At 55.5% G+C, this 23,223-nt stretch carries 30 protein-coding genes; 12 read left to right on the top strand and 18 right to left on the bottom strand.

The window, feature by feature from the left end; translation table 11 throughout:
* Positions 1-29 precede the first annotated feature (29 nt).
* A complete protein-coding gene (locus tag ACTG2B_RS12640; protein ID WP_139739967.1) occupies positions 30-1,205 on the bottom strand; it encodes an SU10 major capsid protein in 1,176 nt (391 codons plus the stop codon).
* Between the two features lie 280 nt (positions 1,206-1,485).
* Between ACTG2B_RS12640 and ACTG2B_RS12645 the strand changes: the two genes are divergently transcribed.
* A complete protein-coding gene (locus ACTG2B_RS12645) occupies positions 1,486-2,583 on the top strand; it encodes a hypothetical protein (protein ID WP_139739968.1) in 1,098 nt (365 codons plus the stop codon).
* Positions 2,584-2,614: 31 nt separating this feature from the next.
* Here ACTG2B_RS12645 and ACTG2B_RS12650 read toward each other — a convergent pair whose 3' ends face one another.
* The 6 genes from ACTG2B_RS12650 to ACTG2B_RS12675 form a co-directional block, all read right to left on the bottom strand.
* Complete coding sequence (locus ACTG2B_RS12650; protein WP_139739969.1) at positions 2,615-3,613, bottom strand: hypothetical protein; 999 nt, start codon at positions 3,611-3,613, stop codon at positions 2,615-2,617.
* A 54-nt stretch (positions 3,614-3,667) separates the two neighbouring features.
* The gene (locus tag ACTG2B_RS12655) at positions 3,668-3,934 is read right to left on the bottom strand and encodes a hypothetical protein (protein ID WP_139739970.1); all 267 of its coding nucleotides are present in this window, start codon (positions 3,932-3,934) and stop codon (positions 3,668-3,670) included.
* Positions 3,931-4,221, bottom strand: a complete 291-nt coding sequence (locus tag ACTG2B_RS12660) for a hypothetical protein (protein WP_139739971.1) — start codon at positions 4,219-4,221, stop codon at positions 3,931-3,933. The genes ACTG2B_RS12655 and ACTG2B_RS12660 overlap by 4 nt, the downstream gene beginning before the upstream one ends.
* A complete protein-coding gene (locus ACTG2B_RS12665; protein ID WP_139739972.1) occupies positions 4,218-4,643 on the bottom strand; it encodes a DUF5675 family protein in 426 nt (141 codons plus the stop codon). Before ACTG2B_RS12665 ends, ACTG2B_RS12660 begins: the two co-directional genes overlap by 4 nt.
* Before the next feature lie 77 nt (positions 4,644-4,720).
* On the bottom strand, positions 4,721-5,101 hold the full coding sequence (locus ACTG2B_RS12670) for a diacylglycerol kinase (protein ID WP_139739973.1): 381 nt from the start codon (positions 5,099-5,101) through the stop codon (positions 4,721-4,723).
* Positions 5,102-5,127: 26 nt separating this feature from the next.
* Positions 5,128-6,765: a phosphoethanolamine transferase gene (locus tag ACTG2B_RS12675; RefSeq protein WP_139739974.1), complete on the bottom strand. Its 1,638-nt coding sequence runs from the start codon at positions 6,763-6,765 to the stop codon at positions 5,128-5,130.
* 330 nt (positions 6,766-7,095) lie between these two features.
* Here ACTG2B_RS12675 and ACTG2B_RS12680 point away from each other — a divergent pair, with 330 nt between their 5' ends.
* Positions 7,096-7,626: a phosphatase PAP2 family protein gene (locus tag ACTG2B_RS12680; protein WP_139739975.1), complete on the top strand. Its 531-nt coding sequence runs from the start codon at positions 7,096-7,098 to the stop codon at positions 7,624-7,626.
* A gap of 79 nt (positions 7,627-7,705) precedes the next feature.
* Here the strand turns inward: ACTG2B_RS12680 and ACTG2B_RS12685 are convergent, their stop codons facing one another.
* Genes ACTG2B_RS12685 through ACTG2B_RS12705 form a run of 5 tightly spaced genes read right to left on the bottom strand, consistent with a single transcriptional unit; the run spans position 7,706 to position 14,218 of the window.
* The gene (locus ACTG2B_RS12685; RefSeq protein WP_139739976.1) at positions 7,706-8,209 is read right to left on the bottom strand and encodes a hypothetical protein; all 504 of its coding nucleotides are present in this window, start codon (positions 8,207-8,209) and stop codon (positions 7,706-7,708) included.
* Positions 8,210-8,268: 59 nt separating this feature from the next.
* Positions 8,269-8,793: a hypothetical protein gene (locus ACTG2B_RS12690; RefSeq protein WP_139739977.1), complete on the bottom strand. Its 525-nt coding sequence runs from the start codon at positions 8,791-8,793 to the stop codon at positions 8,269-8,271.
* Positions 8,777-12,049 (bottom strand): tail fiber domain-containing protein, encoded by a 3,273-nt coding sequence (locus ACTG2B_RS12695; RefSeq protein WP_139739978.1) that lies wholly within the window; start codon positions 12,047-12,049, stop codon positions 8,777-8,779. The genes ACTG2B_RS12690 and ACTG2B_RS12695 overlap by 17 nt, the downstream gene beginning before the upstream one ends.
* A gap of 1 nt (position 12,050) precedes the next feature.
* Positions 12,051-12,323, bottom strand: a complete 273-nt coding sequence (locus tag ACTG2B_RS12700) for a hypothetical protein (protein ID WP_139739979.1) — start codon at positions 12,321-12,323, stop codon at positions 12,051-12,053.
* Complete coding sequence (locus tag ACTG2B_RS12705) at positions 12,320-14,218, bottom strand: portal protein (RefSeq protein ID WP_139739980.1); 1,899 nt, start codon at positions 14,216-14,218, stop codon at positions 12,320-12,322. The genes ACTG2B_RS12700 and ACTG2B_RS12705 overlap by 4 nt, the downstream gene beginning before the upstream one ends.
* Positions 14,219-14,344: 126 nt before the next feature.
* Here ACTG2B_RS12705 and ACTG2B_RS12710 point away from each other — a divergent pair, with 126 nt between their 5' ends.
* On the top strand, positions 14,345-14,914 hold the full coding sequence (locus tag ACTG2B_RS12710) for a hypothetical protein (protein ID WP_139739981.1): 570 nt from the start codon (positions 14,345-14,347) through the stop codon (positions 14,912-14,914).
* Here the strand turns inward: ACTG2B_RS12710 and terL are convergent.
* The 6 genes from terL to ACTG2B_RS12740 form a co-directional block, all read right to left on the bottom strand.
* Positions 14,903-15,241 carry a phage terminase large subunit gene (gene terL, locus ACTG2B_RS12715; protein ID WP_439995992.1) on the bottom strand — a complete coding sequence of 113 codons (339 nt, stop codon included), beginning with the start codon at positions 15,239-15,241 and terminating at the stop codon, positions 14,903-14,905. The two genes, ACTG2B_RS12710 and terL, sit on opposite strands and share 12 nt — an antisense overlap.
* Entirely contained in the window at positions 15,189-16,574 is a 1,386-nt protein-coding gene (locus ACTG2B_RS12720) for a hypothetical protein (protein ID WP_439995994.1), read from the bottom strand. Before ACTG2B_RS12720 ends, terL begins: the two co-directional genes overlap by 53 nt.
* Before the next feature lie 375 nt (positions 16,575-16,949).
* Positions 16,950-17,180 (bottom strand): hypothetical protein, encoded by a 231-nt coding sequence (locus ACTG2B_RS12725; RefSeq protein WP_139739984.1) that lies wholly within the window; start codon positions 17,178-17,180, stop codon positions 16,950-16,952.
* On the bottom strand, positions 17,177-17,647 hold the full coding sequence (locus ACTG2B_RS12730) for a hypothetical protein (RefSeq protein WP_439995995.1): 471 nt from the start codon (positions 17,645-17,647) through the stop codon (positions 17,177-17,179). The genes ACTG2B_RS12725 and ACTG2B_RS12730 overlap by 4 nt, the downstream gene beginning before the upstream one ends.
* Positions 17,635-17,925, bottom strand: coding sequence for a hypothetical protein (locus ACTG2B_RS12735; protein ID WP_139739985.1), 291 nt, complete (start codon positions 17,923-17,925; stop codon positions 17,635-17,637). The genes ACTG2B_RS12730 and ACTG2B_RS12735 overlap by 13 nt, the downstream gene beginning before the upstream one ends.
* Complete coding sequence (locus ACTG2B_RS12740; protein WP_139739986.1) at positions 17,922-18,302, bottom strand: hypothetical protein; 381 nt, start codon at positions 18,300-18,302, stop codon at positions 17,922-17,924. The genes ACTG2B_RS12735 and ACTG2B_RS12740 overlap by 4 nt, the downstream gene beginning before the upstream one ends.
* Positions 18,303-18,726: 424 nt before the next feature.
* On the opposite strand from ACTG2B_RS12740, the gene ACTG2B_RS12745 reads away from it, so the two are divergent.
* From ACTG2B_RS12745 to ACTG2B_RS12785, 9 genes are all read left to right on the top strand, one after another.
* Positions 18,727-19,173, top strand: a complete 447-nt coding sequence (locus ACTG2B_RS12745) for a hypothetical protein (protein ID WP_193558414.1) — start codon at positions 18,727-18,729, stop codon at positions 19,171-19,173.
* A gap of 75 nt (positions 19,174-19,248) precedes the next feature.
* Complete coding sequence (locus ACTG2B_RS12750) at positions 19,249-19,503, top strand: hypothetical protein (protein WP_139741498.1); 255 nt, start codon at positions 19,249-19,251, stop codon at positions 19,501-19,503.
* A 4-nt stretch (positions 19,504-19,507) separates the two neighbouring features.
* Positions 19,508-19,750 carry a hypothetical protein gene (locus tag ACTG2B_RS12755; protein ID WP_439995998.1) on the top strand — a complete coding sequence of 81 codons (243 nt, stop codon included), beginning with the start codon at positions 19,508-19,510 and terminating at the stop codon, positions 19,748-19,750.
* Between the two features lie 13 nt (positions 19,751-19,763).
* On the top strand, positions 19,764-20,048 hold the full coding sequence (locus ACTG2B_RS12760; RefSeq protein ID WP_139741496.1) for a hypothetical protein: 285 nt from the start codon (positions 19,764-19,766) through the stop codon (positions 20,046-20,048).
* A gap of 66 nt (positions 20,049-20,114) precedes the next feature.
* Positions 20,115-20,642 (top strand): hypothetical protein, encoded by a 528-nt coding sequence (locus ACTG2B_RS12765; protein WP_139741495.1) that lies wholly within the window; start codon positions 20,115-20,117, stop codon positions 20,640-20,642.
* 74 nt (positions 20,643-20,716) lie between these two features.
* Positions 20,717-21,079 (top strand): hypothetical protein, encoded by a 363-nt coding sequence (locus ACTG2B_RS12770; protein ID WP_139741494.1) that lies wholly within the window; start codon positions 20,717-20,719, stop codon positions 21,077-21,079.
* The gene (locus ACTG2B_RS12775; protein ID WP_139741493.1) at positions 21,076-21,399 is read left to right on the top strand and encodes a type IV toxin-antitoxin system YeeU family antitoxin; all 324 of its coding nucleotides are present in this window, start codon (positions 21,076-21,078) and stop codon (positions 21,397-21,399) included. Before ACTG2B_RS12770 ends, ACTG2B_RS12775 begins: the two co-directional genes overlap by 4 nt.
* Positions 21,400-21,430: 31 nt before the next feature.
* Entirely contained in the window at positions 21,431-22,315 is an 885-nt protein-coding gene (locus tag ACTG2B_RS12780; RefSeq protein WP_139741492.1) for a DNA cytosine methyltransferase, read from the top strand.
* Between the two features lie 313 nt (positions 22,316-22,628).
* The gene (locus ACTG2B_RS12785) at positions 22,629-23,222 is read left to right on the top strand and encodes a hypothetical protein (protein WP_139741491.1); all 594 of its coding nucleotides are present in this window, start codon (positions 22,629-22,631) and stop codon (positions 23,220-23,222) included.
* Position 23,223: the final 1 nt, after the last annotated feature.

A 23,223-nucleotide genomic window follows, 5' to 3' on the forward strand; every position in this document is an offset into this window, starting at 1 on the left:
AAAGGGCTGGCCGAAGCCAGCCCCAGTGATCACACACGCTTTTGCCAGTTGCGGATGACGGTGTGAACTTTGTCTTGCAGGAGTTCCAGACCGCACTCGGTCAGGTACTCATGCTTTTTCAAGTCCTCGTCATTGCCTTGACGGTCTTTGAGCAGCTGGGTATCGCGCCCTTCCATGTACCGGTATTTCAGGTACGGGAAGTCCACGATGACCATGCAGTCGTCCATTTCGCGGATTTGGCGGAACTGCGGGTGCAGATGCACTAGGAGATCGCCCGCGAAGGTGGAGTATTTGGTGAACTTGACGCCGTAAGCGCCAGACACCTGCTCCGGTTGCCAACGGTCTTTGGCCATGGCTTGCAGTTGGGCCGCCACGGTCGCACCCACGAAGGCCACCTTCTGATTGGAACCGTATGCGAACACGGTCTTGATCAGCAGGTTGTCGAACTCTTCTTCGGTGATGCGGTTCGGCACGGTGTTGGTGGCCGCATCGACTTGGGTGCCAATGCTGGACAACAGGCCGCCCGTGTAGCGGGTCGGGGTGGCGGTGCTCGGGTTGACGATGTGCTTCTTGCCGAAGAACATGGCCCGCTCGATGTCACTCATGTGCATCTTGAGTGCCTTCGCCGCGTTCTCCTGCTCCTTGTCACCCAAACGCAGGCGGGTGTGCTTCAAGGTCTCAGTGACCGCGAAGGAGGTGCGGAAGATCTGGGTGTAGTTAAACACGCGGGTCGGGTCGAAGCTGATCGGGCTCGGCGATCTGTCGCCTTCCGCCGCAGCGTAGCCAGCCACGATGATTTCATCGCCGTTGGCAATGGCAAAGTTGGTGCCACTGATGTTGCGGGTGACGTTGACGGTGCCCACAGCGGGGTTGGCGTCAGCGGTCAGCTGCATGACTTCACCAGTCACGGTGTTCACCAGCAGCGCACCCTTGACGCAGAAGGCCAGGGTATCGGTGATGGTGACAGATACCGCAGTCACACCCGCAGCGGCAGCCGCAGAGGCAGCCAGACGGCGCTCCGGCATTTCGTCACGGAAGTTGTGGTATTGCGGGTCGTCAGTGGACTCACTGCCGGTCATAGCCAACAGCGCGTTCAATGGGGCAGTACCGTTAGGCTCCAACATGGTGAAGGCTTCACGGTAGTTCTGGGGGCGGAAGTGCTGGTCAAACTCGCCAGTCCCGCGCAGACCGAGGATTGCAGGCATGATGATGCTCCTGAAAACTGAATGCTTTGGTTTGGGTTCTGGTGTCAGCGGAATGGTCAACGCTGGCGAGCGAGCAAAAGAAAAGGAGCCGTAGCGCCATTGCTCGGCTCCTTTATATCGGGGGGGTGGATATTTATCGTCCTAGTTGAACACTGCTTCGTTCACGATTTTTCATTGAAATGCTTGTTGTCAGTTGAACTCTACATTTAGGATCGCTTGAACTCTAAAAAAACCAGAATCCTGAATTTGGCAGGATAGAGAAGCATGGTGGTAAGCAAGGATGAATCCGGGAACCAAAATACCGTTCGCAAGAAGAACCGCAGATAACCTGATTGTTGCTGTAGAAGATGTTGAACGTGGCTTGGCTTGTGGATGTGTCTGCCCAAGCTGCAACGGACGACTGGTGGCAAGGAAAGGCCCTGACAATATTCATCACTTTGGCCATTACGATAAGAGCAGTGAACTATGCAAGTACGCCTTTGAAACCAGCATAAGGCTCATGCTGCTTTCCAGGTTGAATGACATCCACGCACTTAGCCTACCAGCGCTTAAATGGCCATACTCAGGCACCATGTATGACCTGATCCCCGCGCACGATGTACATCAACTAAACTTGATCGAGCACAACGCCCAAGGTTTATCGCCAGCAGGGGTCTATCAACGGCCTAATGAAACGCTCTCATACGGGCTCTACTTCCCTCCCGCTGGGCAACATGGTGACATTGCCCCGATGTGGATGGATGAGTATATTTCCAGACACCCTAACACGGCGATTTTATCTATAAGGTATCTGCAATTTGCTGCGTTAATGTATGGTTCCAAGCGCCAAGATAATATGGATAGTACAACGTTGTTGGTTGAGCTATTGCAGACACATGCAATCTGCTTGGGCTGGTTATATCATCCACAAACAAAATCTCGTCAGGACTCCCTCATAAAGCAATACGAGGAGTACATGAAGGCGAAAGCGGAACACCAAGCCAGAAAGCAACATAATTTAATGCTGTGGGAAAAGAGAGTTCGCACCGTATCTAATTCAAGCCACTCAAGGCCAGCAGTAGCCTCCGTCAGATATGTTGATGAATATATTCCTACCCCTCCGATATGCAAACTATGCAATAAAAGGTCAAGTAATATTTCACGCGATGGTATCTGTGCAAGACCTAGCTGTCAGCAGCAATATGCTGAATGGCTAAAAGAACAAGAAAAAAAAGAACTGGAGGAAATCGCAGACTACATTGGCACGTCACCTAAAGCCCTTGAACAACCCACTGATGATGGTTCTGTTTACATATGCCCAAGATGTGAGACCGATATGTACTCAATGGGGAATACTTGGTGGTGCGAATCATGTGGCTTCCTTACCGATAAAAAGTGAAAGCCCCATAAAGGCGCTTTCACTATCTTGATTATCCCCTACGTGACTTGATAAAGCCGGTGAGAGCTTCAAGGTCGGGGTTGTTCGCGGGGGATGCTCCACCACCCAGGGCGGCTTGGTCGGTCGCGCCCGTGTAGGCTTGACGGCGCTGGGAGATCTCCTTGAGCCGCGCCATTTCGCCCGACTCCATGGAGTTCTTGAAGTCGGTGGCGACCTTGATGGCCAAGTTGGGATCGATGAAGTCTTCCAGCGAATAGCCACGCTCTGCCGAGAAGGTCATAAAGTCATTGGCCGTCTCGTCAGGGAGGCCAAGCTGTTGCTGCACTCGGTTGAGGTTGTTGGCAATCGCCTCGCGCAGGTTCACGCCGCCCTGTTGCTGGGCTTGGCTGTTCACCTCGGCGGCGGCCCGAAGCTGGCCGTTCTGACCGGCGATCAGCTGCTGCATCATCTGCTGCATCTGGGTCATGCCGGAGGCCATCTGGCGTTGCTGGGCCAGCATGTCCTTATACATCGGCGGCAGGCTGGCAGCGTTCTGGTCTTCCCACGCCTTCAACTGGGAATCAAAGTCGGGGTCGGCCCCTTGGTTGGGCGGCGCACCTACCTTGTTCGGGTGCTCGTCCTTGCCACCGAATTGGGTGTTCTTCTCTTTGGCCTTGGCCATCAGCTCCTGCATGTGTCCGAGGAACTGATCCTGGTTCATCCCGAGGTCTTGCATCGCCTGCGTGGCAGCATCCAAGAGAGGTTTCGATTGCATCTGCCGATAGTTCAGGTTCTTGTACCTGTCCATCATGCCGAGGATCTGGCTCTCGGTGAGTTGGCGCTTCTGGCCGTTACCCACGTTCAGCTCGAACACGGCGGCAGATTGCTGCTGTTGCTCACCTTCGGTCTTGGGGGCCAGCTTCTCCATTGCCTGCTCTTGCTTGGTTGGCTCTTGGGAGGCTTGCGGTTTTTGCTGCGGCTCGCCTCGCGCCATGTTGGCCATTGCGTCGAGGGCGGCTTGCTGTTCTTCGGGGGATTGGGGGGTTGCCATGGTAAGTGCTCCTTGTTGCCCAGCCGTAGCGGGGATGGGGGCACCTTAAAGCCGTTATGGTTTCTTATCGTCCTTGATCAATAACGACTCCATGGCCTGCTGGTTCTCGGCGGCCAATTTGAGTTTGGCCGGAAGGGTCAGCATGTTCTGTGCGGCCCAGATGGCCCCGCGCCTAAAGTGCATTTCGGCCTCGCTCATGTTGGGCGTGGAGCCAAGCGAGAGGGCCGCCCGCATCACATCTTCCTTGAGGACGGTCTCGGCCACATGCCAGCTTTTCACTAAGGACTCGATGGCGCGGATCTGCTCTTTGGTCAGGGTCATTTGTTCTTCTCGGCTTTGAGGATTTCGATGCTGCGGCGCACTTCCACATAGAGGGCTTGTTGCTGCTCCATCTGATAGCGCATCAGCTCGGTGGTGCGGGCCAAGTCAGTGCTCGCTTTTGATAAGTTCTCGGTGGCCTGCTGGGTGCCACTGATCTCGTTGGTGATGTACTCCAGCCGCGCCTCGATCACACTGATACGTTCCCCAGCACGATAGGCAAAAGCTGTCACGGCCACAATGCCAGCGGTGCCGAGGCCAATCAGCCCGCTAAGGAAGTTGTTGGTCATAACATTCTCTCGATGGTCAGTGTGTGCTCACAGTCGTTGTGCAAGCCAAGCAGGTCATTGAGGCGGTAGAGGGCACGGCGGCTTTCGCGTACCCCCCAACCGGAACGATGCCAACCAACACCAGGGGCAATGCAGCCCTCCAGTTCATGGGGGAAGTTAGCAGCGTGGATCAGAATGCGGGTTCGCTTGCTGGGGCCGTGGAGGGTCACGCCCAGCTCGGGGTTTTCGAGGCCGAAGCAGAGGCCGAACTTGGGGGAGATATGGGGGATAAGACGGTATTCACCAGCTGGGATGCAGGACACGCAGGGTCTGTTGTCCAGCCACTCACGTTCGCAGGTGTAAGCGACCACTTGCCCATCAAGGGTAAGTTTGCCAAAGCTGCCGATGCCATCAATATTGTGAGTACGAAGTGTGAGGTGCATGAAAATGGCCCCGCTGGTTGGTGGGGCCATTATTTATGTAAAATTTTTGCAGGGTCGTCCTTGCTATACCCTATGCTTTACCACAGATGAAGCAAATTGCGTCCTGCCAGAGCCCCCCAAGCCACCAGGTTCATCATTAATGTGATAAAGACCGCAGCAGAGCCTAGGTCTTTAGCTCGTCCTGATAGCTCATGATGTTCATGCCCAATGCGATCAACTACCGCCTCAATTGCTGAGTTCAAAATTTCAACTACAGCAATGAGCCAAGTAAGCATAAGTAACAATAACGTTTGTGGTAACTCCTTGCCGACGAAAAAAGCCAATGGAGTCAATAACACTATTAGCAACATTTCTTGGCGAAAGGCTGCCTCATGCAGCCATGCCGAACGTAACCCTTTCATACTATAACCAGTGGCATGGATTACACGAATCAGCCCTGTAGCTCCTGGTTTGGCCATCTATGATTTCCCCGCTAACAAATGAATTATTGTGATGACCGACATGATTGGAATATATCCAATTGCGGGTTATATACATGACTTTTGACATCCCACAACCCCAATACAGATGAGAACAGATTGTCATGTGAATAACGTTCAGCCTTAGCCTGATTACGCAGACATTCCATATCCATGCCTTTATCTTTAATAAAGCCTGAGGAAAACCAAACTTGCATCGGCACTCTGGTCTGATCATCCGGCGCAAACTTGTAAGGGGTTCCATGCAAGTAGAGACCCAACGCCCCTAAAGATTCGCCATGATCCGATAAGTAGACCAACACCGTGTTGTAGCTGCTCTCATATTGTTTAAGCTGGTTAATCATTTTTGCTATTACACTGTCGGTATAACGAATTGTGTTATCATAGGTGTTTTCGAGTTCTTCATTTGAACAGTTCTCGATATCACTGCGGGGACAATCCGGCATGAAAAAACGATACTCTTGTGGGTAACGTTTGTAGTAAGTAGGCCCATGGCTGCCAATAAGATGAAAGCCAATCACCTTATCTCCGCTCATTTTAGCAATCTCTTGAGGTAGATTCTCCAGTAAGACCTCATCAAAACAGGTGTCTTTATCGCACAGTTTAGGGAACTCTTTTGGTTGAATTTCTATCGTTGGAACCCTGTCACATATACCTTTGCAACCGCCATCATTCTCTTTCCACAACACACTGATTTTGGTGCGCTGTAACACATCCAGCAAGCCTTCACTGTTACGAGCCCTGTTCCCATCAAACTCTTTGCGCCCCATATTTGAAAACATACAGGGAACAGAAACAGCAGTAGCTGTCCCACAGGAGCGAACATCGTTAAACGACACAATCCCCTCTTCCTTTGCAGTAAACGGGTTTGTCTCCTTGTGATAACCATTCATGGAAAAATTCTGACCACGAGCAGTCTCACCAATCACTAGGAACATCAGTGTTGGCTTTGTCTGGTTTGGAGTTCGGACAGCATCCTCACCTATTTTTTCAAATGGCATCGGCGCCTGTAAATATCGTTTATAGATAAATCTAGCTGTGGCGTACACATAATTTGCCGGAACAACTTCTTTATTAAGAGTTGTGTTATTTCGACCAACCGATGCGTAATCCTGATAATAAAATGCCAATACAACCCCAACAATTGCCAGTGATGCCGCCATAGAAGCCGCCCGCACGAACAATCCTTTATACCATCGTTGAGGGTATTCAATTTTAATCAAAAAAATCAGCACTGCTGGCAACACACCAATAAGCAGCACCCATAAAACAGAGTTAAAATTCAGATAGGAACTTGCCTCACCACTATTTGTTTCCAGTACGTTTTGAACCATATCACGATCAAAAATTACGCGATATTTAATCATGGCATAACTAGCCATTGAACCAGTTATAAATAAAAATGCAAAAAAAGGCTTAACGAAATAACGTATGGAAAATGGCATTAACACAAAATTTAGTGCAGCAACCAAAACTATCGGAATTGAAACCACAAAGCCAATCTTAAAGTGTTCCAACTCCAACAGTATCTTTGCAAAATGCAGCAGGATTGACCAGTTTTGCAGTAAAGAAAACAATACTGAAACGACAAGAACAAAAGGAACGATTCTCATCTTGAACAAGCCGAACGAACTCCCCTTCATAACAACAACACTCCCTTAAATTTCATTATCTTATGCCATTACTGACAGTTTACTACATTGCCATATTTGACAACTTGACACAATGCAAAAAGTAATCATTGCAAAAGAAACTTAAGGAAAAATTAAGATGGCACTTAAAAATAGTTTCACCCGCTACAACTAAACACTTATAACAAAAACGCTCACAAATTAAACAATCACGCATTGCTGTGGGAGTAGTGTAAAAAGTCTATTTGGTCTCAATATCAATTTTTGATTAAATCACTGTTGACAGCAACATCAATTTCATTATGGTTACATGCAAAATTCACAATAAAAAAGGATTTTAAGGTGAGAAAATACTTATTGTTTACCATCATCTCCTGCTCAACATTTAATCAATCTCAAGCATCCAATTCATTTGAAACGTATGGTGACATTGGTCAATTTGCCATACCAGCCATTGCCGCTAGTATTTCATGGTATAAAGACGATTATAAGGGACTTAAAGATTTTGGCTATTCATTCTTGGCTACGACTGCAACTGTTGAGGTTTTAAAGAACACTGTTGATGCCACACGTCCAAATGGTGGCTCCAAAAGCTTTCCATCTGGGCATACTGCTTGGGCATTTAGTGGTGCCAGTTACTTACACATGCGCTATGGCTGGGATTATGGATTGCCCGCATATATCGCGGCTGGTGCGGTGGGATGGTCTAGAGTCGACTCTGATAATCACTATTGGCGGGATGTGATAGCAAGTGCAGTCATTGCAAGCGGCTTTAGCTATTTTTTTACCACCCCATATGAACAAAAATTAGCTTTTGCTCCTGGTATTATGTTCGATGGTTCCCAAGGGATTTTGATGAACTATCAGTATTGAATCATTACATTACCAATGCCAACTATATAAATGCGACTAAATAGCAAATCGAAAATTATGAACTGATTAATGATGTAACCTACCTTTGAATGGATGATCCAAAGAAGAACGAGATCACGCTGTTGCGCTCGTTCAGGAGTGCGCCGATCACCACGCCAATGAGGTTGGAGATCAGCGCGACCAGCTCGGCTTTGTCGCCAAGCAGGGAAAGGGCGGCGAAGTTGGCGGCGACCAAGATGATGATCAGCACCAGACTGCGATCCATGACGCCGGTTGCGATCTTGTCGGCGGTGGTGGGCTTCTTCACGTAGGTGGCGCGGGCATGTTGCCGGTCGGCCAGATAAAGCTCGTCACGGGCGTGATGCAGCTTGAGGACTTCTAGGCGGAACTCGTTGCCGAGGGTCTTGTCGTTGATGATGGCATCGACTGCGTATTCATCATCTTCGGTCTTGGTGATCTTCTTGGCGACATCGAGCAGATCACGGGCGGCCTCTTCGGCCTTGTCGCCTTTGAGCCAGTTGATGGCCTCGGGGATATAGCGGCCTGCGAGGCCAAGGGCAAGGGGGACGATGGCTGGCAACATGGCAGTGTCCTGATGGGGGCTTGCTGCCATGTTGCCGGTGGTGGGTTAGGCGGTCGTCCTTACATTTCGTTCGACACTTCTGCCGTGAAGTTGACCCGCTGGACGCGGGAGATCGCGTTGTTTGCTTGCGATCTGAATGTAAAGTCAACTACGGCTGTGTAGTAGGCATTACCTACCTTGGGTGTGCTCAGTGACCATGTGGATGCCGTAGTGCCAGGAGTGATCCATTGACCGAACGTACCCGACATCGCATTGCCGCTCACGAAGGTAGCGTGAACCTGCACGGGGCCAGAGGGTGAGATATAAACCTCTGAGGCACCAGATGCGTTCATGCCGGTGAGCCCGTTGAGGCTCCTGATCCAGACGATTGCCGTTGCCGTACCGCTGGTGCTTCCTGGGGGGTACGTTGCCGCCATAGAGGTGGACGGAGTGGCGTTCCACGTCCATGCGCTGCGACCGGCCAAGTCACCCAACCACCGAGGGGCGGGAATGCCCGCTCGGTTGGCCGTGTCACTCATCCAGCGGTTGCCGCCGAACTCGGCATAGGCTGCCGAGAGCCAGAAGGGTTTAGCGGGAACCGGCATGGTACGCCTCCAGCTTGTCATCCAGCTCTTTGACCGCTTCCACGATCAAGGCCAACACGCCCGCGTGAGCGATGGAGAGAGTGCCATCCTCGTTCACAAAGACCGACTCCGGTTGCACCTTGCCCACGTCTTGCGCAATCAGCCCCGCTTCCCGTTGCCCCTGCTTGTCGTAGAGGTTGCCGGTCAGGCGCTTGACCTTGGCCAAGGCGGACTTGATGGGCTCGATGTTGGACTTCAAGCGGATGTCGGAGCGGATGTAGACATCGTTGAAGTTGCCGTTGCCACCCGCGTAAATACCGCCTGATGTGTTCAGCGAGTCCGCTTCGGTGTTTAAGATTAAGACTTTCTTGGCGTTGTAGGCGCGAACCCATGTGGTGTCCGTCATGTGCCAGCCACCGCCATAGGTCTCGTTGTACCAGCCGGATGCGCCGGTTGAACGGAACCAGTTGCTCAGGTAGATAGTGCCGTAGCTGCCCCCATCGGCCATGTAGGCGTGGGTGTGGCTGGAGGCGGCCTTGCCGTCCAGGGCAGTTTGCAGGCCGGTCACGTTGGCGATGGTATGCGCGTGGCTGCTGTCGGTCACGGTGGCGGCGAGCGAGACGTTGCCACTGCCATCAATGGAGACGCTGCCGGTCACGCCACCCGTGAGGGTCAAGGTTCTTGCGGTTGCCCACTTGCTCGCGCTGACGGCGTTGGCACTGGCAGCCAAGGCGTCAGTGATCCCGTACCCTGCCAAGGTGGTGGGTTTACCGGTGGTGATCTTGCCCCAGTCGATCGCCGGAATGTCGGTCGCGGCAAGGGTAGCCCCTGCCGTCACGCGCCCCTTGGCATCCACTGTGACCTTGGTGAAGGTGCCAGCGGTCACGCCTGTGGTGGCTAATGTGAGGGTTGGGGTGGCGTCTGCCGTGCCGTCAAAGGTGAACGTGGCGGTGCCATCACCGGAGAGGGTAATGGTTCTCGCGGTGGCCAGCTTGCTGGCGCTCACGGCGTTGCCGTTGAGTGGCAGGAGCTGATCGGTGATGCCATAACCGGCCAAGGTGGTAGGGAGGCCGGTGGCGATCTTGCTCCAGTCGAGGCTGGGGATGTCACTGGCCACCAAGGTGAAGCCGTAGCCACTGGCGGTGGTTGGCTTGCCACTGGCGATCTTCGACCAGTCCAAGTCGGGGATGTCGGTGGCGGCCAAGGTGGTGCCGCTGACAACACGCCCCTCTCGGTTGGTCGTGACCTTGGTGTAAGTACCTGGGGCCAGATCCGGCACAAAGTAAAACTCGGTGCTGGTGTAGCCACCAGGGATGCTCCCTGCGGTGTTCGGTGCGGTCAACGTCCAGCCAAGGGGATCGACTACCTCGGTGCTGACCACGCAAGAGGTCATTGCGCCGCTGGCCCGCATTTCAAGGTAGGCATAGTTGGCGGTCGCGGTGGTGTGGTAGACCACGCGGATCGCGTCAAAGCCAAGGGTGCCTTGCTCCACAAAGCCAATCTGCTCGATGGAGGTGGCCACGCCGTTGTTGTGGTCACAGGTGAAGCGGGCGCTGCCGGACTCGTTGCCCACGCCCCAATGGATACGAAACAGGCCGCTGTTGCGCACGATGTTGACGGCGGAACTGGCGATCCGATACCACGTACCGGCCACGGTGGTGAAGGTAGCAGACGAATACTTGCGCTGGGCAGTGTCGGTGGCTGCCGAGACGCCAAGGGTGGTACGCATGGCGGTCGTGCTGGTGTCATCCAGCAAGGTGCGGGCGGTCGCAGTCAGCGGGGTGGTAGCTGCGGTGTCCGATGCCGTGAAGTAGATCAGCTGGTCGGTGGTCGGGGTCAGCGCCGCAATGGTGGTCAGGGTCGCGTCTTTGGGCTGGAGGGTGGGCAGATCGGCGGCGACAAGGGAGACCACGCCGCTCTTGCCATTCACGCTGGTGACGGCCTCGGTGTTGTCGATCTTGTAGTAGCTGGCCAAGGTCTTGGAGTACACCAAGGTATCACCCACGCCGTAGGTGTCACTGCCCACGGTGCCGCCCACGGTCACTTTCCAAAGGGTGGTCACGTTCTGGCCACCGGCTTGCAACGGGGCCGGATAGACGCCCCCGCTCAAGTCGGCGCTGCCGCCATCCACCATGCCACCGGCAGCAGCGGTCGCCGCGTTCTCGGCACGGGTCGCAGCGGCCTCGGCGTCAACCTTGGCGGTCTCGGCCTGCCCCTTGATGGTCAGGGTGTCATTCTTGGCGGTGATCGCCGCGTCACGGGCCGCTTGGCTGTCGATCACGCTCTGGTTGGCGTTGCTCGCGGAGGTGCTCGCAGCGGTCGCACTGGCAGCGGCGTTGTTGGCACTGGTGAGCGCAGCGGCGGCAGAGGTGGAAGCGTTGCTGGCACTGGTGCTCGCGTTGCTGGCCGATGTGCTGGCAGCGGTGGCGCTGTTGGCTGCATTGGTCGCGTGGTGCAGGGCGGAATACTTGCCCGCCGTTACCTGGGTGTTCTGCGGGGCGCTGGCCCAGTTGCTGGCCAAGGTGGCACTGTTCGCGGCGTTGGTTGCGCTGGTGCCACTGGTGGTGGCGCTGTTGGCGCTCGCTGTGGCACTGGCCGCCGCGTTGGTGGCACTGTTGCCCGCGTTGGTCTCGGAGGTCTTGGCGGCAGTCTCCGATGCCTTGGCATTGGTCTCGGAGGTCTTCGCCTTGGTCTCACTGGTAGAGGCATTGGCGGCACTGGTGGCGGCTTGGCTCGCGGCAGTGGTTGCCGTGGTCTTGTCGGTCGCCACTTGGTTTTTCATGGTGGTGACGCTGGCCTTGTCGTTGGCCACCTGCGTGGTATTGGTGGCGACCTCTTGGCGCAAGGTGTCCAAGTGGCTGAACTGGATCAGCCGCTGCCAAAGGGAGGTGTTGAAGGTCGCGCCGCTGTGCTTGACCAAGCAGAGGTAAACATCGCCGTTGTAGGTCACAAGGTCGGTCTGCTCATAGGGCATACCGGCCTGCCACGCTCCACGGCTTTGCAGCAGGCTGCCACCGGCTACGTCATACCAGCCCTCTTCGGGGGTGATGAAGACACCGAATCGGTATTGCAGACGGCGGGTGCTCTCGTTCACGCGGAACTCGAAGTTGTCGGAGTCCAGCTCGCCAAGCTCGTTGAACACCAGAGACAACAACTCGGGGAGCGGCTTGCCCCCCATTTCGCAGGCTTCCAGGTAAATGTCGAGGATGTGCTCGCCGGTCGCGTTGGAGCGAAAGCGAAGGTCTTCCGCTGCGGGACGGGTGCGCTGGTCGCTCATATCACTGACCCTCACTCAGGATCTCGCGCACGATCTTGCGCAAGGCGGCACGGTTGGCCGCGTACCGGTCAACGGACTGGACGCCCTCGACTTGGCGCTCGATGACGGAGAGGCGGGCATAGATCTCGGCGGCTGCGTTGTCGATGGCCGACTGGCTCGGCATCGTGGCCACGGTCTGCTTGATGGCGTCCAGCTCGGCGTACACCGCACGGCGAAACTCGGACTGGCTCTGGTTGATGGCCTCAATGGTGGCGGTCAGTTGCTCGATGGTCATTGCTGCTTCCTCGCTTGACTGAGCGGGATCAGGTTGCCCTTCTTCACTTCGGACTGAACCTGTTCTTCGGACTGGACGGACGCGCCACGCATCTTTTCGAGCATGGCCAGCTGCTGGGAGGGGGTCGGCCCTTGGGCCTGCTTCTCTTGGGTAATGCGGAATTGGTCGAGGTCGGGGACGCCCATGGAGCGGATCGCCTCTTCCACGATCCGAGGCATGTCAAACTCCATCATCATGCCGGTCTGGTTGAGGACTTGGAGCATGTTCATCCACGTCTCGGGGCTGCGGGTCGGCTCGATGGGAAGGGTGCCGTCCACGACCAGATAGTCGATGTTGCCTTGCAGGTCTTTGACGCCGTAGTCGAGGTAGCCCTCTTGGGTCATACCGGCCAAGTTGCTGGGCATGTTCGACTGGTCGAGGCGGATACTCCCCTCGTAGGCCATCGCGTCCTGGATGTTGCTGACCATCATCCGCACCATGGGCCGGACAGTGGTGGCGGACAGGACGCGGCTGATGACGCCAAGGCGCTGACTGCCAAGCTGGGTCAGGCGCTGGATCTCGGTGGCGGTACGGATGCCATCGGCGGTCGGCATACCCTGCTGCGCGTCACTGGCGGCGGCAAGGCGCTGCTTCATGTCGGAGAGGGCCGCGATGTCGTTCCAGTGGCCACGGGTGATGTCGGGCACTTGGGCCACGAAGAAGCCCTCCCCTGGTTTTGCCCCAGGCATGGTCTGCACCACGCCCCACGGGTTGCGGTCAATCAGGTCGTTGATGTTGACCATGGTGGGGTCGGCAAAGATCAGGTTGTTCAGGCTGGCCTGTACGTTGTCCACGCGGCTTCTGAGCAGCCAAGTTGCGATGTCGTGCAGCGGGAGCAGCAAGTCGTAGAGGGACTGGGCGTGACTCTTGTGAACATCGTTGAACAGGCCGCCGATAGTGACGGGGAACTGTCTGCCGTAGGGATTGAACTGGAAGCGGATGATGGCCTCTTCGTCATAGACGGTCATCACCAGCCACACCTCGTCCCAGTCGGGGATACCAATTTGATAACCGGCCACCCGAAACCAGCACTCGTCCGTGACGTGTGCGTTGCCAAGGTTGAAGTAGCTGTCGCTCTCCTTGCTCCATTCGGTGTTCGGGTCGATGGAGAGGCCGCGCCCCTCTTCCCGTGTCCACTTGTGGGCACTCCAGCCGAATGAGGTAGGCGACTCGCCAAGCTGCGGGAACTGCTTGAGCTTGGGGTACAGGCCGGTCTGGATAAGGGCGTGGTAGCTGGCGAAGTCGGCAAAGCAAATGAACTGCATCCGTTCCCAGTCGCCCCAGTTAACGCGGGGATCGTGGAAGGAGCGGCGCGGGTCAACGTTGATCAACTCGTTGCTGTTGGTCTTCTTGTTCCACACCACCTTGGTGGGTGCGTAGCCGTAGCGGATGGAGTCGAGGCAAAGCTGGGCCACCCGCGCTTCGGCGGCAGTGCGGCGCATCTGCTGGTGCAGCACCCGCTCCATGATGGCGCTCGCCTGACGGCTCTTGCGGTTGAGTCCTTCCAGCTGGAACACGGGGTTGCGGCCTGTGAGGGCGGCCATCATGTAGGTGAGCACGGTGTCACTGATGGCGCGGGTGTCGGCAATCACCGCCTTCTCGCGGAACTCGGTTGCCTCTGGCGGCACGTACACATCATGGGCGCGGTCGGCCTGCTTCCAGTGGCTGTACCGCTTGCTGATGCTGGCGTGGCTCATGTCGAGCATGGCCTTGGCGTAGTCCACCAGCTTGCGCTCCTGTTCATCGGTCAGAAGCGGGCTGATGTCGTCATAGTTCTCAAGGGCGGCCTTGAATTGACTGAGATCGACCAGTAGACCCTGATCGGCTTGGGCGGGGCGGTCACGATAGTTGGCCACGGCATCTTACTCCTTCGATGATGCCAGTATTCTCAGAGAGAGGGAGCCTTGGGTCGTCCTATTATTGAATTGTTCCTGATATGTGATTAGTGCTACGTTACACTCGCATTCATCAGGGGGTGAGAAATGCAGCGTATCAGCATAATTAGTATGATTTTTGGACTAATATTGACCGGTGTTATTATTGGTAACTCGCTATCAAGTATTGAGCCTGTTCAGATATATTCATTACTAGGTACAATTTCGTCCCTCGTTCAAAGTATTGCTGCCATATTAACGCTAGCTGTTGCATATATGGCGTACACTTCATGGCGGCGGCAAAGTTTATTCTCCTACCACATTGATAATCTTGTAAAAATCAGAGAGGCACTTCATCGCTATACCGTTTCTGCTCTGGATGTATACCGAGCTAGCAGTGATGAGCAACTAAATGATGCTGCTTCAAGGCTGGAAAACTGCCGAGAGGAGTATATTTCAGCATTATTTTTATATCGCCCTTTAGTTGACTTAGATAGAGTTCTTGAAACTCACTTAACATATGGCATCGAAGATAAGGTGGATACTTTTATTGCTGAAATCATGTCATCTGATGCTAAATCCAAAGAGGGAAGAAAATATAGACACCAGATGTTTCGGACTTATATGGAATATCGAAATCATGTCTTGTCTTTAATTGATAAAAAGTTAGCTCCCTAACCTGCGCCATTGCCCCTTATAGTGCAAAACATTTGACTGTCCCAGCTTTACTGCTTGCAACAAACTTGTGCCAGTAACGGTTGAAAAGTTTGGCATCGCGTACCGGCTCAAGGTGTCGAGGCTGATGGTCAGGGCGTCAACCTGGTCATCATTGACGCTGTTGGGGAACTGGCTGCATTCGAGGGTGAACTCGTCCAGCCAAGGGGCAGAGCGTGGCAGGAAGACGCGGCCACCCTCGATCAGCGGCGTGACCAGACTGGCCCGCGTTACCTTGTCACCGGACGGCAGTTTGTAGGGAATGACGCTCACGCCGGACTCGCGGCGCATTTCCTGAATGAGGCTTTGGCCACTGGCCTTGTCTTCCACATAGAAGCCGCGCAGACCCTGCCCGCGATACATGGCGTTGAGGGAGCATCTTGCGCTTGAGGTCGGGGAAGGCCCACTTGCCTCGGTGGACATCCAGCACGTAGATGTCACCGGCACGACTGAGACCGGCGACCAACATCACTGAGTAGTCGGAACGCTCGTTGGTCTTGAAGGCGGTATCCACGCCGATGATCAGGGCGCTCATTTCGGGCAGCTCGGTGTAGAACTGCCACCAGGATTCCTTGATGAGGTTGCCGCCCTTGATGTACGGGTTCTGCTGGTAGAGGGCTTCAAAGTCGCGCTCGTTGAGGCGCTTCTTCTTTTTCAGCCAGTCGAGGGGGAACCGCTCGGGCCATAGAGCCGTCTCCATGGGCTTGTAGACCCAGTTGCCGCCCCCCTTCTTGAGTTGGGCGGTGGGCAGGTATTTGGGGTGGTCTTCGGGCAGGTCGTCACGGCGCACCTTGATGCCGGAGTCTTGGTACTCGATGGCCTTGAAGTTGATGTGTAGCCACTCGCCTTCCCTCCACTCTTCGGTGTTTTGAATGCGCCCGCCAAGGTCGTCTGGGTGCCAACGGGTGAGAATAACCAAGCGTTTTGGGTGAGTGCCATCTACTTCTGGCTGGAGACGGGTATCAAGGGCCGAAGTGTAGAAGTCCCATACGCGGTTGCGTTGGGTCAGCGACTCGGCCTCAATGCGTGACTTAACGGGGTCGTCCACGATCAAGAGGGTGGCCGGTCGGCCCGAGGTGGTGCCGCCCACACCAATGGAGTAATACGCGCCGCCTTCGCTGGTACGCCAATTGTCCACAGCGGTGGCCTTGGCGTTGAGGATAAAGTCGGGGAAGACCTGGGAAAACTTCGGGTCTTCGATGATCATCTGCACGTTGCGACCAAAACCGCTGGCCAAGTCGGAGTTGTACGCTGTGGTCATGCAGTAGCGTGATGCTCTGCGGCCCATGTAGTAGGCGGGGAACAGCTCGGTGCAGTAGCTGGACTTGCTGTGACGCGGTGGCATGTTGACCATCGCGTTGTTGACCTTCTTGGCGTCCGGCTTTCGCTCGTAATGGAACGGGACGCCCTTCTGCTTACATGTCCAGAAGCGGGCAAACTCGTCTTCAAAGTCGCTGTAGAGCGTGTCCTTTTCGAGCCTATCTAAAAGGAATGCCAACTTATAATGAAACTTTGGGATCACCCATTCTGGGTGAAAGAGAGTGACAAACGAGACAAAAGATTCGCCTGCGTCGCGGATTCGAAGAAGGTACTTGGCGAGGTCTGCTTTGGTTTGCTGTGTCATGGTGGCCCCCTATTACTGGGAGCCACCATAGGGAGAATGGCGGGGGCGGTCGTCCTACAGTGTGGGATGCCCGAAGAGAATGAAATCCCTCTCTTCACTGCTTATGAGGCCGTTCCTGTGCCATGCCATGATGGCCAGAACGTTCACTTGCCGGTATCCCTTTTCCCAGTTCTTGAGGGTGGTCTCTTTTGCACCAATTCGTTCACACACAACTGCTCTGGAGCCACATGAGTGCCTCCACTCATGAGGCGTTTGCGGATCTCGGTATTGAGATCTGCCTCCGCTTTTTGGTTGTTTATGTAATTTGCCACCAATCCTCCTTTTGGTTTGAACGGGGGCGATCCTCACACAACATACACCCCCCTTTCAAGATAGTCAGATGGCCATTTTCTTTCTAAATTCCATCGTTTCGATGGCTTGGTTTAGTTGTTGTTGTGTCTGCGGGTCATCAATGGTGTGTGCCATGATCCGCATCAAGTGTTCGTGCATGGCGTCACTACGCCTGTCGAGTGGGATGCGGGTTAGATCAAGGGAGTGGATGGCTTCCACGAACCACTGGAGGCTGACGTTGGTGGGGATACGATTCTCTTCGCTCTTGGTGATCATAGGAGCGGGTTCTCCATTTCAATGGCACGGTCAATGAGTGCATCGCTGTAAGGCTGGCAGCCGTTCTCTTCGCGGATGATGCCCTTGATGATCCGGCGCATCGTCTTCGGCAAGAAGACGTTGAACGGTTCACCAGGGTTGATGCCGCAATAGCTGGCCAAGCGCCACACATAGCGGTTGGTCTCGTTCTCCTGCGGGGGAGCCCAGCGCATGATGATCTCGTATACGGTGTCGATATTGGCCGCGCCGTACCCTGGGAGTCTCTTCTGCTTACTGTAACTACGCAAGATGCGTACTATCGCCCGAATGCCGTACTCGGGAGAGGTGAAGACGCAGAACTTGCCATCGTGTTTACACTCGGCCAAGCCTTCCCATTCGGTGCCGTTCCAGATCACGTTCCCTGGGTTGTGGTTGCGGATGCCGCGTACCTCGAAGGCCAACGGCTTGAGCAGCTTCATTCGTCCCATGACTCGTCCTCGTCTTCTGCTTCTGCGTTTTCGTCTACATAGATGGGCGTTGAAGGGCCAAGGTAAGAGCCCTCAATGTTGAATCCGAACCACTCCACGGCTTCATCGGGGGTCATGCCTTCGTGGTCAACCAGCACCTCCAGGATCTTGTCGATGGAGTACACGGCGCGGGCTTGGTGGTGGTCGCCTGCTTGCTCGACTCGATAGCCAATGAGGGCACGGTCAAAGTGAGGCGGCAGGACGGAGGCCGGATTGAGCCAGCTGATGCCTTTGGTCATCCGATCTTTCTCCCTGTCAGCTCCCCCTCAATGGCGCGGGACTCGGCCACCATCCGCTCCAGTTCCTCACGGGTCAGCTGGTCGGGACGGGAGTGGGTGTGCTCAATGGTGGCTTGGCTCACCTTGAGATCGGGCAAAACCTTGTTGAGCAGGGCGGTGAAGAGGCGAGTTTGGTTGGGCGACCACTCGACTGCGCCATCAAGGACATCGCGCACGGTGTCCAGACGGGACATGACGGTGTGATAGCAGGAGCGGCGAACCATCATCTGTTCTTCTTTGGTAATGGCTAACTCGGCGGCAGACTTGCCACGGTAGGCTTCGATCTCGGAAGGGCGGCCACGGGCGCGGCGACCGGTCGGGCTGTCGGGGATCTTCATGGTGGCGCTCCCAGCGTTTCAAAAAAATGGCGCGAATGTAGACGGTGCTGGGTGACAAAATAATGACCGCGCTCGGCGGGGTCGTCCTCCCCCCCCTCCTTTTTCCGAACCCCTCCCCCCCCTTTTTTTCTACTCGCGGGCTTCTTTTTTTCTTTTCCCGCGCCCAGTCGATTCATAAGTCATTGATATTATTTAATAGTACGTTTCCTATTACAGGAACATAACCCCCTTCATAACATAGCTATTCCCTATCAATCCCACGCTATTCAATCGCATTTAACGATACTCTCGCCTTTTACAAATGGCCTCACCCAGATCCCAATAACTTAGCGAACTGCCTGAGCACCCCCTAAAGGGGGTATTAAATCTTGGGGCGACCGGCTCGGATAGTCCGACCGGATTTACTTCGACCATGGAGGTCGCTATGAACACCGTCGCAACTACCGCTATGACTGCCCAAGAACTCCACGCTGCCATCGTAGATGGCAAGGTCTCCGTGACCGATGCCAAGGCTGTGCTCCGTGCTCGTATCGCCAAGGCCGAGGCCGAAGGCCGCAAGCCACGCGCTCCGAGTGTGCAGCTCCTGAAGGAGCTGGAAGACCTCAAGCCACGCGCCAAGCCAACGGCAGCTACGCTGCCCAATCCCGTGGACGCCCTCAAGGCAGCCAAGCCAGCCAAGCCTGCGAAGCAGCCTGCAAAGCAACCTGCGAAGCAGGCACCGGCCAAGCCTGCGGCCAAGGCCGCTGACGCCAACGCGGATGCGTTGAGCAACGACCAGTTGCTCGACCTGCTCCGTGAACGTGCTGCGTCAGACAAGTCTTTCCTGTCCAGCGTTGGGATGCTGTTCGTCGAACTCACCCAAGCTAAGTAATCCACACCCGCAACAAACCGGCCCTCACGCGACAGCGTGGGGGCTTTTTTATGCCCAAACCAAAAGGTACGCACCATGAAATCCATTATCGCCCTGCTGATTGCGCTCGCCCTCGTTGCCATCCCGTTTGTGTTCGCCCCGCTGGGGTACGCACATGCTGCCGAGCTGCCACCGCAGCCCACGGCTGCACCCATGATTGGCCATCTTGAGCCCGTGCAACCGACATCCGTTGAGCGCCCTGACCAACCCGAGATCGTCCTCGACATGGTGGCGCTCAATGAATCCATCGTGAGCGAAGCGTTGGCAACCATCAAGGATGCCAAGGAGTAACGCCATGCTCCGTCAACCGTGGGCCACCGTGACCAATACCGGTTCGGTGGTCTGTATCACGTGCGCATGGGGCAGCGTCACCGTCCCATGTGATGTCATTAGGGAGGCCGAGACCCGCAACGTGCCCATCAGCCAAGTGTTGAGGGAGCGTTACGAGTCAGTGCCGAAAGCCGATGTCCTTGCCCGTGTCCACGCGCTGCGTGAGTATGCGAGCAAGGCCAGTCGCCTTGAGGCCGAGGCAATGTGAACCGGAGCACAACATGGACAACGTGCTGTTTATCGACCTGCACGGCAGGTTATTCATCCGGCCTATCGAGGGCGAACCAACCAGCGAGGACTGGGATGCTCTTGCCAAGGCGATCATGTCTTGGGGCACCAGCCGAGGCTTGCGCTCCATCCCCGAACGTTGCGTGAGAGACATCCGCAAGAAGGCCCAACACCTGACGCCCTTCATGCTCACCGACCACGGTGAATACATGGGCTGGCGCAGCGAATACGCGGGCGGCATAGCACACCGCTCACTCGTCCACATATGTGAGAGGTAACGCTCACGTATCCCCCGAGAGAGGCAGCCATAGTGGCTGCCTTTTTTCGTTTCAAGGAGAAACAACATGTCCGCATACATGAACACCAATACCGAAGTCGCCAGCTTTGGCACCTTCCTGACCCGCTTTCTCAGTTGCAACTCCACTTTCTACGGTCACAGAACCCGCACCTTGCTCAACAAGGTGTGGCCATACGACCCGTGGGCACCCAAGTACAGCCACTCACAGGATAACCACCTTGCGTGGCAGGTAGGCAGGTTGTGCCGCCTGATGCTACTGATGAATCGCCGTGCCATGTGGCACCGCTACACCTTGGGCCGCACTGGGGATTACCGCCACGATGCACCGCGCTGGGAATACACCCGCGTTGCCAAGCTGCGCAACAACAGAACGAGGCCAACGGAGCAACAGCTCGTTGAGATGGCCAAGTTTATGGGCAGTGTGCTGTACCAGTGCGCCGAGTTCAGCACCGAGCCACGCAACTACACGTTGCTGTGCGAGTTCGATCAGGCCATCACCTGCGATGTGTTCCAGTCCCTCAAGGCGTGGGAGGACGCGCCGTGGGGGTTGTTCAGCTCGTTGCTGGGCAACTAATTCTCTCCCTAAAGGGAGAGTTAAATCATGGGCTGCCAATTCCGGCAGCCCTTTTTGTTTCAAGGAGAAACAACATGCTCGAGTTCAACGATAGCTTCACTCAAGTCGCAGTCGCTCAGGCTATGAGCGCACATGGCGAGTTGCACGACCTCATTGCCTACCAACTCACCTTCCCGAAGTGGGCTCACGACTACGACGAGACCGGCAAGCGTACCGGCCCCGACAAGATCCAACCTGTCACCCGCATGTATAAGACCACGCTGTACGTGAGTCCACGGGACATGGTGGACACGCTGCCAAGAGAGATTGGCTTTGCCCGTTGGCAACGTGAGTGCAACGAATGTGGCCAACCCATTGGGGAGTGGCAACGCACCATCGTGGGTGCCTACTTCAACCACGGCACCAACGACAACCCGAACTGGAGCAGCCACACATGAGCATCTTCGAGAACATGACATGGGGGTTGAACACCCCAAATCTGCCCCGCCTTGGGGCTCGGGCCATCTTGCATCGGGGAAACGTGGACTTCCTGGGCGACCGTGCCGGTGTGTACGGCGAGCCAAGTGAAGAGTGGCAAGCCGAGTGCGACAAGGTGTTGCCGCACTTCCTCAAGCAGCTAACCAAGATGGCCAAGGCATACCAGATATGCACCGACATGGATGAGGTATTCCGCCTCGAACACAAGGGCTGGGTGTGTGAGGCCAGCCCAAGGCGTAGCTATGGCTACCTCTACATCGACATCTACCGCCCCGCCTAACAGCGGGGTTTTTGTTTCATGGAGAATCATCATGTTCAAACCAACCGTACACTCCTACTTCTCTGGCGCTGGCCTGATGGACACCGGCCTTATCTTCGGTGGCCTGCCCATCGCCCGCTCGTTCGAGTTAGATCCGCTGGCCTGCAAGGTGCAGGCTGCCAACCTTGGCGACCACGTTGAGAACGTGGACGTGACCCAGCTGTGTGTGACTGGCCAAGGTGAAGCCGATGTGATCATCGGCACCTACCCATGCACCAAGTACAGCAACATTGCCGACATCAAGGGCACCCGCACGGGTGACGACTTGTTCCTCCACTTCTTCCGCCACATTGCGTTGATGCGGCCCGAAGTCTACGTGGTCGAGAACGTACCTGGGATGACCAAGTTTCCGGTGGTGATGGAGGCCATGACCCAGTTGCCGGACTACTACGTGACCACGTTCAACCCCGTGCGGGCCGAGCACATGGTTCCCCAACGCCGTGACCGGCTGATCATCATGGGCAGTCGCCGTCCGTTCACATGGAATGCACCCGACAAGGGCAAGGTGCCAAGCCTGATGTCGCTGTTAGAACGTGACCCCGAGATAGTCATCCCGCCCTCGGTCTATGCCCGCCTCAACGGGCAGTACCGTGACAAGCCCATCATTAGCGACCCCTTTAAGGGTGACATCGCACCCACCTGTCTAGCCCACTACGCCAAGGACAAGGGCACTCGATTGGTGATAGACCCAGTAACCCACAATCCGCGCCCTTACACGGTTCGCGAGTACGCAAGGTTGATGGGGCTGCCTGATTTCTTCACCTTTGATGCCCCCGATAGCGATGCTTATCGCATGATTGGAAATGGTGTTGTGTTCCACAAGGGCGTGTGGGTAGCCAATGAAATCGTGAGGTACTTCACAAAACACGCTGTGTGAAGTGTCAATTACTGTTGGCAAAACATAACATACTCACCCAAAAGGGTAGGTATAGCATAGTAATGATGCTACTTAGGCGTTTGAATTGGATCGGGGTGTTGCTGGCATTCATGCAATTAGGCATGTTGCTACTCCCCCCGTTCCAAATACATGAGGTGTTGTTGCTGTGGTTTCAGGTCGGCCTGTGTGTCATGCCTGCGACCGGCTTCTTGCCGCCGACGCAGCCCACGTTTGCCAAATACTTCTGGGCCATAGGCAGGGAGAGCATGTGTTGGCCCGCCCACCTATGGCGATTCCTCAAGAGGGGCAACCTGTGAAGTTCCATTACATCAGCGCCACCACACCATGGCCCAAGCTGACTATCCGCCACTCGATAGCCGAGTGCGACCACGTAGACAAGCCCCAGGGGTACACCCAGAAGCTGACCAATCGCTACCTGCGATTCGTTGACCATGTGCTGTGGCGACATGGCCCACTGGTCGAGCAGGGTAAGCTCGGTCTGAACATCTACACCGGCAAGACAGCGGACGGTCACTACCTTGTCCTGTCCAGCCGACAACGGCGAGGCTTCCAGCCACGTCAGGTCTTCCACCTGTTCCACGGCCCGCAACTGGAGCCGTTGCTCAAGCAGGCTAAGGAGTGGGCCAAGAAGCGCAGCTACAAGCCGCAGCCGTGGAGCAGTGTGGATTACTTGACCACACGGCGAGCGCAATCAGGCCGACCATGTGACTACTTCGATGGTGTCCGCTTGCCAAGCGGCATCACGGCCAGCGAGTTAACGTCCATCCCCGATCACTTCTCGGTGTCGTTGAAGGTGTCGGGTCGGGTAATCGAAACCGTGCGCTGCCGTACCAAGGATGTCATGTCCAACGTGCGGCGCATGGAGATACGCAAGAAGACCAACTGAA

The organism is Aeromonas sp. 30P (assembly GCF_051919805.1).
In the GTDB taxonomy this organism is placed as follows: Bacteria; Pseudomonadota; Gammaproteobacteria; order Enterobacterales; family Aeromonadaceae; genus Aeromonas; species Aeromonas veronii.

What these genes read in the sequence shown, in the direction of transcription:
- ACTG2B_RS12640 (WP_139739967.1), bottom strand. Translation starts at nt 1,205, where the DNA reads ATGCCTGCAATCCTCGGTCTGCGCGGGACTGGCGAGTTTGACCAGCAC.
- ACTG2B_RS12645 (WP_139739968.1), top strand. Translation starts at nt 1,486, where the DNA reads ATGAATCCGGGAACCAAAATACCGTTCGCAAGAAGAACCGCAGATAAC.
- ACTG2B_RS12650 (WP_139739969.1), bottom strand. Translation starts at nt 3,613, where the DNA reads ATGGCAACCCCCCAATCCCCCGAAGAACAGCAAGCCGCCCTCGACGCA.
- ACTG2B_RS12655 (WP_139739970.1), bottom strand. Translation starts at nt 3,934, where the DNA reads ATGACCCTGACCAAAGAGCAGATCCGCGCCATCGAGTCCTTAGTGAAA.
- ACTG2B_RS12660 (WP_139739971.1), bottom strand. Translation starts at nt 4,221, where the DNA reads ATGACCAACAACTTCCTTAGCGGGCTGATTGGCCTCGGCACCGCTGGC.
- ACTG2B_RS12665 (WP_139739972.1), bottom strand. Translation starts at nt 4,643, where the DNA reads ATGCACCTCACACTTCGTACTCACAATATTGATGGCATCGGCAGCTTT.
- ACTG2B_RS12670 (WP_139739973.1), bottom strand. Translation starts at nt 5,101, where the DNA reads ATGGCCAAACCAGGAGCTACAGGGCTGATTCGTGTAATCCATGCCACT.
- ACTG2B_RS12675 (WP_139739974.1), bottom strand. Translation starts at nt 6,765, where the DNA reads ATGAAGGGGAGTTCGTTCGGCTTGTTCAAGATGAGAATCGTTCCTTTT.
- ACTG2B_RS12685 (WP_139739976.1), bottom strand. Translation starts at nt 8,209, where the DNA reads ATGTTGCCAGCCATCGTCCCCCTTGCCCTTGGCCTCGCAGGCCGCTAT.
- ACTG2B_RS12690 (WP_139739977.1), bottom strand. Translation starts at nt 8,793, where the DNA reads ATGCCGGTTCCCGCTAAACCCTTCTGGCTCTCGGCAGCCTATGCCGAG.
- ACTG2B_RS12695 (WP_139739978.1), bottom strand. Translation starts at nt 12,049, where the DNA reads ATGAGCGACCAGCGCACCCGTCCCGCAGCGGAAGACCTTCGCTTTCGC.
- ACTG2B_RS12700 (WP_139739979.1), bottom strand. Translation starts at nt 12,323, where the DNA reads ATGACCATCGAGCAACTGACCGCCACCATTGAGGCCATCAACCAGAGC.
- ACTG2B_RS12710 (WP_139739981.1), top strand. Translation starts at nt 14,345, where the DNA reads ATGCAGCGTATCAGCATAATTAGTATGATTTTTGGACTAATATTGACC.
- terL (WP_439995992.1), bottom strand. Translation starts at nt 15,241, where the DNA reads ATGCGCCGCGAGTCCGGCGTGAGCGTCATTCCCTACAAACTGCCGTCC.
- ACTG2B_RS12720 (WP_439995994.1), bottom strand. Translation starts at nt 16,574, where the DNA reads ATGACACAGCAAACCAAAGCAGACCTCGCCAAGTACCTTCTTCGAATC.
- ACTG2B_RS12725 (WP_139739984.1), bottom strand. Translation starts at nt 17,180, where the DNA reads ATGATCACCAAGAGCGAAGAGAATCGTATCCCCACCAACGTCAGCCTC.
- ACTG2B_RS12730 (WP_439995995.1), bottom strand. Translation starts at nt 17,647, where the DNA reads ATGGGACGAATGAAGCTGCTCAAGCCGTTGGCCTTCGAGGTACGCGGC.
- ACTG2B_RS12735 (WP_139739985.1), bottom strand. Translation starts at nt 17,925, where the DNA reads ATGACCAAAGGCATCAGCTGGCTCAATCCGGCCTCCGTCCTGCCGCCT.
- ACTG2B_RS12740 (WP_139739986.1), bottom strand. Translation starts at nt 18,302, where the DNA reads ATGAAGATCCCCGACAGCCCGACCGGTCGCCGCGCCCGTGGCCGCCCT.
- ACTG2B_RS12745 (WP_193558414.1), top strand. Translation starts at nt 18,727, where the DNA reads ATGAACACCGTCGCAACTACCGCTATGACTGCCCAAGAACTCCACGCT.
- ACTG2B_RS12750 (WP_139741498.1), top strand. Translation starts at nt 19,249, where the DNA reads ATGAAATCCATTATCGCCCTGCTGATTGCGCTCGCCCTCGTTGCCATC.
- ACTG2B_RS12755 (WP_439995998.1), top strand. Translation starts at nt 19,508, where the DNA reads ATGCTCCGTCAACCGTGGGCCACCGTGACCAATACCGGTTCGGTGGTC.
- ACTG2B_RS12760 (WP_139741496.1), top strand. Translation starts at nt 19,764, where the DNA reads ATGGACAACGTGCTGTTTATCGACCTGCACGGCAGGTTATTCATCCGG.
- ACTG2B_RS12765 (WP_139741495.1), top strand. Translation starts at nt 20,115, where the DNA reads ATGTCCGCATACATGAACACCAATACCGAAGTCGCCAGCTTTGGCACC.
- ACTG2B_RS12770 (WP_139741494.1), top strand. Translation starts at nt 20,717, where the DNA reads ATGCTCGAGTTCAACGATAGCTTCACTCAAGTCGCAGTCGCTCAGGCT.
- ACTG2B_RS12775 (WP_139741493.1), top strand. Translation starts at nt 21,076, where the DNA reads ATGAGCATCTTCGAGAACATGACATGGGGGTTGAACACCCCAAATCTG.
- ACTG2B_RS12780 (WP_139741492.1), top strand. Translation starts at nt 21,431, where the DNA reads ATGTTCAAACCAACCGTACACTCCTACTTCTCTGGCGCTGGCCTGATG.